Annotated in this window: 2 protein-coding genes; both read right to left on the bottom strand. The window is 40.8% G+C overall.

The genetic code is table 11. The features are described 5' to 3' along the window. Positions 1-115: 115 nt before the first annotated feature. A complete protein-coding gene (locus tag HWQ37_RS30950) occupies positions 116-2,527 on the bottom strand; it encodes a sucrose synthase (RefSeq protein ID WP_292754451.1) in 2,412 nt (803 codons plus the stop codon). 421 nt (positions 2,528-2,948) lie between these two features. Next, on the bottom strand, positions 2,949-3,332 hold the full coding sequence (locus tag HWQ37_RS30955; protein WP_292754454.1) for a protein tyrosine phosphatase family protein: 384 nt from the start codon (positions 3,330-3,332) through the stop codon (positions 2,949-2,951). Positions 3,333-3,588 lie beyond the last annotated feature (256 nt).

Consider the following 3,588-nt stretch of genomic DNA (forward strand, 5'->3'; position numbering starts at 1 on the left):
GGGGAATTGGGCATTGGGCATTGGGAAGAGGACAAGGGGACAAGGGGGACAAGGGAGACAAGGTAGCAATCTTTCTCCCTTGTCTCCCCCCTCTCCCTTGTCTCCCTCATCTCTCTCATCCCCCCTTATGCTTTTCCAAAATCTTTTCGGCTCTGGGTTTATAAATGAGATGAAATAAGGTTTCCATGTAGCGATCTCTGGCTTCGTTATTTTCGGGAGCCACAAAGTTCCAAAAACTAAACATTTTTGCAAGTAGTAATAATTGATTACTATGTAAATGCCAATTATATTTATGATGAATTCGCTCACTCATCCATTCTGAAACTTCGTGCCAGTATTCAGTACGAGCATCGCATTTTTCAAGGAAGTCTAAAATTTTTGTTGCTGTTCCTTCTAAGTCTGTAGGATTAACATCAAACTCATTCTCTTGGTTTTCAAGAATTTCTAAAGAGCCGCCAAATTGGGTAGTGAAAGTAGGTAAGCCGGAAATCATGGCTTCCAAAATACTCCGCCCGAAGGATTCAAAGCTGGCAAAATGAATATAAATACCCTGAGAATCTGCAACTACTCGATAGGCTTCGCCGAGTTCCCTGCTAGGGATACGCATTCCCACCCAGCGAATCTTGCCATAGAGTTGATATTGACCGATAATGTCATGGAGTTTTTGAATTTCTTCTGCTTCTTCTGAGTTTATAGCTTCATCTGGATGCAGTTTACTAGTTAAGAGAATCAGGTTGCAATGCTCTTGCAAAGCCTGATTTTTACCAAAGCATTCAGCTAAACCAGTGAGATTATTGATTGAAGTGACGGTATCAACAGCAAAGATTGGTCGCTTATTGGGGCGATCTAAATGACCAAGTATTTGAGGATCTTCCCGGCTAAATAGTAAATCGTGGGTTTTTGTACGAAGGTTAGAATCTCGATGTTTTTTTTGGTTATAGGGGAAGAAAATATTTTCATTTACTCCCGGCGGCACTAAGTTAAATTTAGGACTAAATAAATCAATGCCATCAACCACATGATACAACTGCGGCATCGTAAACCACTTATACGACTCGTATTGACCTATTGTGTCAGGTGTGCCGACAATTTCTTGATAGGACGATGTAATAATGAAGTCGGCTGCATTCATACTAATCAAATCGGCGGTGAATTGTGCCGAGAAATGATATTTCTCTTCTAAATCTTGCCAATATAAATTGCTAAATAGATATTTAGGTTTTTCTAAGGAATGGGCAATGTTACATTGGGTAACTTTCATTCGCCGAGATAGCAGAAACGCCACTAAATTACCATCGCTGTAATTACCAACAACTAGATTAGGTTTGCCTTTAAAATGAGCTAGTAATTCTCTTTCTGCATCTATAGCAAATTGCTCTAAATAAGGCCAAATATCAAATTTAGAAATCCAATTGTTCGTAATTTCTGGATTGAATTCACCAAAAGGAACGCGCAATATCCAAGCATTTTCAGTATCTTGGACTTTTTCTAAGGGTAGGTTACAAAATGTGCCTTCGCAGTTAGGGATTAGGCGAGTGAGAATAATTACATGGGGCTTAATACCTAGCTGGTCGAGTCCAGCGAGTTTGATTTGTTCGCGCAGTTCGTTTTCTAAGCTGCGAGCTTGTTCGAGGACGTAGATAACTTGACCAAGTGTTTCATCTCTTCCCAAAACATCCTCCTGTCCCACCCAACCGTGGACGGAGATGAGGACGACGCGAAAGACGGCGGGGACGCGGGCTACAAATGTTTCTAAGATGCCGGGTTCTGGGGAGTAAATCAGTCGGTCGAGGAGTTCTAGGGTTTGGGAGACACGCGCCGCAGTGTTACCCCAACCCGGCTCAAAGCCGAGTTCTTGGAGGTCAAAGCGGAATTTTTCATAAGGTTCATGAGGCGATCGCTCACTCAGGAATTTGAGCGCTAGCTTAAGTTGTGTGGCTAACTCAACACCGGAAGAAATGCGATCGCTCAACAATAAACTAATACCATTGCATTGCAGCCTATGTAATGCTTTAAATAATATTTCTACCCAATATTCAGGGTCAGTCAACAATTGATTGCACAGGTAACGATTGAGAAAGGCTAAACCTTGACCAATATTTCTCGCATCGTCAATTCTGGGAGAATTCTCATAGAAGGGGTGGAGGTCGATTTCGAGGATATGGGGTTGGTAGCGGTTGACTAGACGATCTCTCACATCTAACAGCGCTTGAGGTGTCATCGGCTCGAACCTGCTAAAGTCGGCTGTCAGTCGCCAAACTTCTTGATTAGCAATCTTTGGCCGAATCACGAACCAAGTACTTTCCTCTTCGAGAATTATTTCGTGGGTATATTGTATTAGTTTGCCAACAGAAGAAGAGTGGTAAAAATAGGCTGGCTTTTCGGATTGATGACAGTAATCAGCAAAGAAAAGCAAAATCTCATTTCTTAGGAAGTAATGCTTACCTGAAGCACTCAACGCATAAATAAACTGATGTAGGGCAGTTTTTTCATCACCGTTGGAGATAGCTTGAACTAGTTCATACATGATGACGAATTCCAGAAATTTAGCTAGGTAACAACCTCATTTTTTTTCCAGTCTTCGGTTTTGTGAGGTATATTTCCCCCACGATGATAAATTACTATAAAAATCTTCGCTTCTAGCTCTGGGATGAAAAGCTGTGAGAACTTAAAATCGATGGGATGAGAGATTGGGGAAACAGGTTTCCTTCTCAATTAGGCATAAAACACGATTCCCAATTCCCAATTCCTAATTCCCAATCTCTAAAATTAATTGAAAAATTCAAATACTAGTACAGCACGGCAGAAATAAGCCACCAATTTGAAATGTCTAAAACCCTTACGCAGTGGTAATTACGAATTACGAATTACGTTAGCGAGTCTTCTCCCAAGGGGAGACGCTAAGAGCGAACGAGCGTCATTACGAATTACCCCTTGCGGTACTAGTTTTATATCAAACCTAAACTAATAACTCTTTGCAGTGCTTTTTCAAAGCCCATACCTTGTTTGAGGGCGATATACAAAAAGGCTATTGCAGCTGAACGAATTGAATTATCACAATGTATCAGAGTCGGTTTGGGTAGTTCAGTGATAGTCTGATACATCTGGAGCATACCTTGATGATTAATGTCTTCAGGTTTAGTTGGGAGATTAACATAATACAATCCCAAAAGCTCAGTCTTTTCTTGTTCATTAGCCAGCAAGCCTGTTTCGTCGGGCAAACGTAGGTTAAGTACAGACTTATAACCTTCATCAGCTATTTGTTGCAGCTGATCTAGTGCAATTTGCCCAGCGATCGCTAAGTTATTATTAATTTTCCTAACAATATTCATCAGCCGGATTAACTCCATTTTGCCAACGTTGTCCACCTTTAGTTTAAATTTACGAAAACAATCTAAGGAACTTGTGAAGAATGGGGCATTAATTTGATATTTTTGTTAAGTTTAAAGTGCGATTGCGATCGTGCCGTTGCTCAAAATCAATAATCTACCATTTCACGAAATTATTGATTTCCGCAAGCCGCACACTTGTGACTTCCAGTCATGAGTTAGGCGCTCCATATTCTGTTAAAATTAGGATACAGCGAAA

Origin of the sequence: Nostoc sp. NMS4, assembly GCF_017115095.1 — a bacterium.
Taxonomy (GTDB): Bacteria; Cyanobacteriota; Cyanobacteriia; order Cyanobacteriales; family Nostocaceae; genus Nostoc.